Genomic DNA, 5902 nt, shown 5'->3' with positions numbered 1-5902 from the left:
GGAGAGCGACGCGACCGCCGCGTCGCCGGCGGCCGACCGGGCCGCCTGGGCACCGTGCCGCAGCGCGGCGTTCAGCCCCGCGTCGGGCGCGTCGGCGACGACGTCGGCGCCCAGCGTCCGGGCCTCGTCGGCCGCGGCGTCGTCGTCTGTCACCACGATGACCCGCGCCACCGAGCCGCCGTCCAGGGCGGCTCGCACGGTGTCGGCGGCGAACGCGCGCGCGAACCGCGGGCGCAGCTCGCCGACGGCGTCGGCCAGGCGGGTCTTGGCGTGCTCGGGTCGCTTGACGGGAATCACGACCGTCCAGAGCTGGGGTGTCGTCATCGAGACCCAGTCTCGCGCATCGCCCCCCGCGACGCGCGGGCGGCCGGTTCGACGTGCGCGGCCCGGGGGAGCGAGACTGTGTCCGGGCATTCACACGGGCGGAGGGAGAGGTACGTGGCGGGTCCGAGTGCTGATGCGCGGGCGGGGGTGGGGTTCGCGTTCCGGTTCATCGCGTTCCTGCTCCGTCCCTTCCTCATGGCGTTCACCCGGCAGAACTGGCGCGGCGGCGAGCACATTCCGCCGGCCGGCACCGGCGTGGTCGTCGCGGGCAACCACATCTCGCACTTCGACCCGCTGACCTTCGCGCACTTCCTCTGGGACAACGGCCGCGCCACCCGGTACCTCGCCAAGTCGGGAGTGTTCCGCGTCCCGGTCTTCGGCCGGCTCATCACGGCCGCCGGGCAGATCCCCGTCTACCGCGAGTCGCGCGACGCCTCGCAGGCCTACCGGGCCGCCGTGGCCGCCGTCCGGGCCGGCGAGCTGGTTGCCATCTACCCCGAGGGCACCATCTCCCGCGACCCCGGCCTGTGGCCGATGGTCGGCAAGACGGGGGCCGCCCGGGTCGCGCTCGAGACCGGTTGCGACGTCATCCCCGTCGCGCAGTGGGGCGCCAACCACGTGCTGGCGCCGTACTCCAAACGGCTGCGGCTGTTGCCGCGCAAGACGATGCACGTCGTCGCCGGCCCGCCGGTGCCGCTCGACGACCTGCGCGGCAAGCCGGTCGACGGCGTCACGTTGCGGGTCGCCACCGACCGCATCATGGCCGCCATCACCGCGCAGTTGGCCGAGATCCGCGGCGAGATCGCGCCGGCCGAGCGGTTCGACCCCAAGGCGGTCGGTCTCCCGCCGGTCGGTGACCCGAAGCAGCGGCGCGACGAGCAGCAGCAGCCGGAGGAGCAGCCGTGACCCGCGCCGCGGTCTTCGGTGCCGGCTCGTGGGGGACGGCGTTCGCGCTCGTGCTCGCCGACGCCGGCGCCGACGTCACCATCTGGGGCCGCCGGCCGGAGCTGTGCGACGCCATCAACGCCACGCACACCAACCCCGACTACCTGCCCGGCGTCGCGCTGCCGCCGGTCATCCGCGCCACCCACGACCCCGAGGAGGCGGCCGCGCGCGCCGACCTCGTCGTGCTGGCCGTGCCGTCGCAGTCGCTGCGTGACAACCTCTCCGAGTGGGCGCCGGCGCTGCCGTCGTCGTCAGCGCTGGTCAGCCTGATGAAGGGGGTCGAGCTCGGCACGGCGAAGCGGATGAGCGAGGTCATCGACGACGTCACCGGCGCCGGCCCCGCGCGCATCGCCGCCGTCTCGGGGCCGAACCTCGCCGGCGAGATCGCCCAGCGGCAGCCCGCCGCGAGCGTCGTCGCAGCGGCCGACGACGACCTCGCCAAGCGCATCCAGCAGGCCTGCCACTCGCCGCACTTCCGCCCGTACACCAACCACGACCTCGTCGGCGCGGAGCTCGGCGGCGCGGTGAAGAACGTCATCGCGCTGGCCGTCGGCATCGCCGCCGGGCTCGGGTTCGGCGACAACGCGCGCGCCAGCGTCATCACCCGCGGGCTGGCCGAGACCGCCCGGCTGGGCTCGGCGCTCGGCGCCGACGCCTACACGTTCTCCGGGCTGGCCGGGCTCGGCGACCTCGTGGCGACCTGCATGTCACCGCTGTCGCGGAACCGCTCGTTCGGCGAGAAGCTGGGCCGCGGCATGAGCGTCGCCGAGATCGTCGCCGGCACCCGGCAGGTGGCCGAGGGCGTCAAGTCGTGCGAGTCGATCCTCGACCTCGCCGGCCGTCATGGCGTCGACATGCCGATCGTGCAGCACGTCACATCGGTGGTCCGCGGCGAGCTCACACCGGCGGAGATGGTGGGGTCGCTGCTGTCCCGATCGGCCAAGCCCGAGCGTCACGGGCACTGAGGACGGGTATGGTCGGCGCCATGTGGAGGGCCATGCAAACCGGCGACGACTGGGGGCCGGAGGCTCCCACGAGTTGCCGGTCCGGGGGCGGGAGTGGATTGGAGCCAGTGAGTTAAGGTGCATGGCCCGACACGTAAGAGTGGAGCAATGTTCACGTCGCAGGACCGCCGCATCAGGGTCGCCGTCGTGTTCGGCGGCCGTAGCTCCGAGCACGAGATTTCGTGCGTCACCGCCGGGGGAGTGCTCGCCGCACTCGACCCACGCCGCTACGAGGTGCTGCCCATCGGCATCACGACGTCCGGCCGCTGGGTGCTGACCACCGCCGACCCCGAGCAGCTGGCCATCACCGAGGGCCGCATGCCGCACGTCGACGACGAGGGCGGCACCGTCGTGCTGCCCGGCCGCGGCGAGCTGGCCGTCCAGACGCCCGGCGAGGTGCCGCGCGCGCTCGGCGAGGTCGACGTCGTGTTCCCGCTGCTGCACGGCCCGTACGGCGAGGACGGCACCATCCAGGGGCTGCTCGAACTGGCCGACGTCCGCTACGTCGGGTCCGGCGTGCTGGCCTCGGCCGTCGGCATGGACAAGCACGTCATGAAGCTGCTGCTGGCCGGCGCCGGGCTGCCGGTCGCCCGGCACGTGCTGGTGCGCCCGTCGGCGTGGGAGCCGCAGCGCGACCGCGTCGTCACCGAGGTCGAGCGGACGCTCGGCTGGCCGGTCTTCGTCAAGCCGGCCCGCGCCGGGTCGAGCATGGGCGTCAGCAAGGCGCGCGACGCCGCCGAGCTCGAGGCGGCCGTCCTGGCCGCCCGCGAGCACGACCCCAAGGTGCTGGTCGAGGAGGCCGTCGCCGGCCGCGAGGTCGAGTGCGGCGTGCTCGAGGGGCAGGGCGGCGGCGAGCCGGAGGCCAGCGTCGTCGGTGAGATCCGGCTCGGCGCCGGCCACGAGCTGTACGACTTCCAGGCCAAGTACCTCCCCGGCGACGACGTCGCCCTCGACATCCCCGCCGACCTGCCGGCCGACGTCGCCGAGCGGGTGCGCCGGATGTCGATCGAGGCGTTCCTCGCGCTGTCGTGCGAGAGCCTCGCGCGCGTCGACTTCTTCCTCCGCGACGACGGCTCGCTGGTGGTCAACGAGCTGAACACCATGCCGGGCTTCACCCCGACGTCGATGTTCCCGCAGCTGTGGGCCAAGACCGGCATCGACTACCCGTCGCTGGTCGACCGCCTCGTCGACACCGCGCTGCGGCGGCCGGCGGGGCTGCGCTGAGCGGCGGCGCTTCAGGCGGCGTCGCGCGCGTAGACCACCAGGTCGAGGTCTTCGTGCCTCGCCTTCTCCCAGAGCGTGAAGCCGAGCCGGCGCATGACGGCGATCGACCGCAGGTTCTCGGGGACGGTGATCGAGATGAGCCGCGGCAGGCGCAGCTGCGTGAACGCGTGCTCGAGCCAGGCCGTCGCGGCCTCGGTGGCGTAGCCCTGGCCCCAGGCGTGCGCCGCCAGCCGCCAGCCGATCTCGACGTCGTCGGGGTAGTAGCGGTGGTAGTGGATGCCGGTGAAGCCGAGCATCGCGCCGTCGGCCTTCCGCTCCACGGCGCTGAGCCCGAACCCGTGGCGCAGGTGGTCCGCACGCAGCGTGGCGAGCATGCGGTCGGAGGCCTCGCGGTCCAGCGGGCCCGTGGTGAAGTGCTCCATGACGGCCGGGTCGGCGTTCATGGCGGCGAAGGCGTCGGCGTCGCGCGGTTCGAGCGGACGCAGCACGAGACGGTCGGTGGTCAGGGTGATCGGTGGCGTCGTGGGCACCGCATGACGTTAACGCAGTTCCCGCTCCGGGACGGTGTCGAGGATCGCCGTGGCGAGGTCGGCGAGCACGTTCGCCTCGGGCGCGTAGTCGTCCGGGACGGCGACCTCGACGAGGATCTCGCGGTCGACGGCGGTGAAGAACAGCCCGCCCTCGCCCTCGTCGGCCAGCCAGCCGACACCGTCGACGTCGAACAGCTGGGTGTCGGGACGGTACGAGGCGGGCATCGGCACGCCGCAGCGCAGCACGATGGGCGGCTGGCCCCAGGCGGCCACGTACTCCGAGGACGGCTCGACGTCGCGCCGCACGGCGTCGTCGACGGTGTCGGGGAGTGCGTCCTGCAGGTCGGCGCAGACGTCGGCGCTGCCGGGCTCGGGCTCGTGCGGCCTGACGTCGACCGCGCCGTACCCGCAGCCCGCGAGCGCGAGCGGGATGAGGACGGCGACGGTCAGATGTGGACGACGGGGCACGTGAGGGTGCGGGTGATGCCGTCGACCGTCTGCACCTTGGCGACCACGAGCTTCCCCAGGTCGTCGACGTTCCCGGCCTCGGCCCGGACGATGACGTCGTATGGCCCGGTGACGTCTTCGGCGAGCGTGACGCCGTCGATCTCGGAGATCTTCCGGGCGACCTCGGCGGCCTTGCCCACCTCGGTCTGGATCAGGATGTAAGCCTGGACGACCACGGGTTTGCCCTCCCACGCGTGCGTGAAGTGTGCGAACGGTCAACCTACCTGGTCGAGGATTGGTGCGGGAGAAGAGGGAGCGCAGAGAATGCCCGACAGCGTTGGCGACCTGGGAGAGTTCGGCCTCATCGGCGCCGTGACCGCGCGGCTGCCGCAGGGTCCGGTCGTCCTCCTCGGCCCCGGCGACGACTCCGCCGTGGTCGCGGCGCCCGACGGCCGGGTGGTGGTGACGACCGACCTGCTGGTCGAGAACCGGCACTTCCGCCGCGACTGGTCCGATGCCGCCGACGTCGGCCACAAGGCGGCCGCGCAGAACCTCTCCGACATCGAGGCCATGGGCGCCCGCCCGACGTCGCTGGTGGTCGGACTGGGCGTGCCTGCCGAGCTGCCGGCGTCGTGGGCAGTGGAGTTGTCGGCCGGCCTGGGTGAGGAGGCCGCGCTGGTCGGTGCGTCGGTGGTGGGCGGCGACGTCGTGCGCTCGCCGCTGGTGGTGGTGTCGGTGACGGCGCTAGGCACGCTCGCCGGTGGCGCACCGGTGACGCGCTCGGGCGCGCGGCCGGGGGACGTGGTCGCCGTGTGCGGGCGGCTTGGCTGGGCCGAGGCCGGTTACCAGGTGCTCAGCCGCGGCTTCCGCACCCCTCGGGCGGTCGTCGAGGCGCACCGGCGGCCGCAGGTCCCGTACGGGGCGGGCGTCGAGGCCGCGAGCCTGGGAGCCACGGCGATGTGCGACGTGAGCGACGGCCTGCTGGGCGACCTCGGCCACGTGGCGGCGGCGAGCGGCGTGGCGATCGACGTCGACCCGTCCCACCTGACCGTGGCCGGTCCGCTGCGCGAGGTCGCCTCCGCGCTGGGCGCCGATCCGCTCGCCTGGGTGCTCACCGGCGGCGACGACAACGCCCTGGTGGCGACGTTTCCCGCGGGGCTGGAGCTGCCGGAGCGATGGACCGTGATCGGCTCGGTCTCGGCCGGCTCGGGGGTCACCGTCGGCGGTGCCGAGTACGACGGCCCGGCCGGCCACGATCATTTCGCCGGGTCGTGACGTCGGCTGCGGGTTGTGGCGTTGGTTGGGGCTCCCCGTCCCCCTGCTGCCCCATTCTCTTGCCGCGCAACCGCGCCTCAAGTCCGCCATGGAGTCGCTTCGCGACGAGGGGCGGACTTGACCCGCGGCTTCGCGGCCAAGAACGGGCAGCTA

Annotated in this window: 7 protein-coding genes and 1 pseudogene; 4 read left to right on the top strand and 4 right to left on the bottom strand. The window is 73.5% G+C overall.

The annotated features are described in order from the left end of the window. Positions 1–324 (bottom strand): annotated as a pseudogene (locus DY240_RS24610) (2-phospho-L-lactate guanylyltransferase); the annotation flags it as partial. Positions 325–438: 114 nt separating this feature from the next. On the opposite strand from DY240_RS24610, the gene DY240_RS24605 reads away from it, so the two are divergent. From DY240_RS24605 to DY240_RS24595, 3 genes are all read left to right on the top strand, one after another. Continuing rightward, a complete protein-coding gene (locus DY240_RS24605; protein WP_199702333.1) occupies positions 439–1230 on the top strand; it encodes a lysophospholipid acyltransferase family protein in 792 nt (263 codons plus the stop codon). Continuing rightward, positions 1227–2234, top strand: coding sequence for an NAD(P)H-dependent glycerol-3-phosphate dehydrogenase (locus DY240_RS24600; protein WP_119662349.1), 1008 nt, complete (start codon positions 1227–1229; stop codon positions 2232–2234). Before DY240_RS24605 ends, DY240_RS24600 begins: the two co-directional genes overlap by 4 nt. Positions 2235–2381: 147 nt before the next feature. Beyond that, positions 2382–3497 (top strand): D-alanine--D-alanine ligase family protein, encoded by a 1116-nt coding sequence (locus DY240_RS24595; RefSeq protein WP_119662348.1) that lies wholly within the window; start codon positions 2382–2384, stop codon positions 3495–3497. An 11-nt stretch (positions 3498–3508) separates the two neighbouring features. Here the strand turns inward: DY240_RS24595 and DY240_RS24590 are convergent, their stop codons facing one another. From DY240_RS24590 to DY240_RS24580, 3 genes are read right to left on the bottom strand one after another with little or no spacing between them, the layout of a single operon-like run. Next, positions 3509–4027 (bottom strand): GNAT family N-acetyltransferase, encoded by a 519-nt coding sequence (locus DY240_RS24590; RefSeq protein WP_119662347.1) that lies wholly within the window; start codon positions 4025–4027, stop codon positions 3509–3511. Between the two features lie 9 nt (positions 4028–4036). After that, complete coding sequence (locus tag DY240_RS24585) at positions 4037–4495, bottom strand: DUF3515 domain-containing protein (RefSeq protein ID WP_158602990.1); 459 nt, start codon at positions 4493–4495, stop codon at positions 4037–4039. Continuing rightward, complete coding sequence (locus DY240_RS24580; protein WP_111255174.1) at positions 4474–4710, bottom strand: Lrp/AsnC family transcriptional regulator; 237 nt, start codon at positions 4708–4710, stop codon at positions 4474–4476. Before DY240_RS24580 ends, DY240_RS24585 begins: the two co-directional genes overlap by 22 nt. Before the next feature lie 88 nt (positions 4711–4798). On the opposite strand from DY240_RS24580, the gene DY240_RS24575 reads away from it, so the two are divergent. Beyond that, entirely contained in the window at positions 4799–5749 is a 951-nt protein-coding gene (locus DY240_RS24575) for a thiamine-phosphate kinase (protein WP_119662346.1), read from the top strand. Positions 5750–5902: the final 153 nt, after the last annotated feature.

This window comes from Jiangella rhizosphaerae (genome assembly GCF_003579925.1).
Lineage (GTDB): Bacteria > Actinomycetota > Actinomycetes > Jiangellales > Jiangellaceae > Jiangella > Jiangella rhizosphaerae.
The sequence above is the reverse complement of the archived record's forward strand: the minus strand, read 5'-3'. Positions and strand labels throughout refer to the sequence as shown.

What these genes read in the sequence shown, in the direction of transcription:
- DY240_RS24575 (WP_119662346.1), top strand. Translation starts at nt 4,799, where the DNA reads ATGCCCGACAGCGTTGGCGACCTGGGAGAGTTCGGCCTCATCGGCGCC.
- DY240_RS24595 (WP_119662348.1), top strand. Translation starts at nt 2,382, where the DNA reads ATGTTCACGTCGCAGGACCGCCGCATCAGGGTCGCCGTCGTGTTCGGC.